The following is a 396-nucleotide window of genomic DNA, read 5'->3' on the forward strand; positions in this document are numbered from 1 at the left end:
CGTACTTAAATGCCAATAATTGCCCTGTGGCCATAACTTTTCAGCCGCGTGAGTAACAGCTTCAATTGTTAGATTAAACGCATGAAAATGCGCTAACCATTTAATAACCTCGCGATAGTCTTGAGGCAAAGCTTGTACATAGCCCTGCTGGGTAAAATCGTTAAACGCCAGCACATATTGCTGATCATTTTGGATTGCGGCTAAACAGCCAATAGCAGCAGCGTTATTAGGTAACTGCTGGCTGCAATCATTATAAAAGTAGTATTCAACATTATAAGATTTACGCTTACGATTAACAGCAAACGCCGTTTGTTTAATCTTTGGGTGATTTATAACCTCAGGAATATTCACCGCCTTTATAACACACGCCTGTCCGTCAAGCTCACAAGCCACTAT

Annotated in this window: 1 pseudogene; it reads right to left on the reverse strand. The window is 40.9% G+C overall.

The features are described from left to right. Positions 1-396, reverse strand: a pseudogene (locus AAEY62_RS20605) (kinase); the annotation flags it as partial.

Source organism: Pseudoalteromonas sp. GW168-MNA-CIBAN-0100 (genome assembly GCF_040309225.1).
In the GTDB taxonomy this organism is placed as follows: Bacteria; Pseudomonadota; Gammaproteobacteria; order Enterobacterales; family Alteromonadaceae; genus Pseudoalteromonas; species Pseudoalteromonas arctica.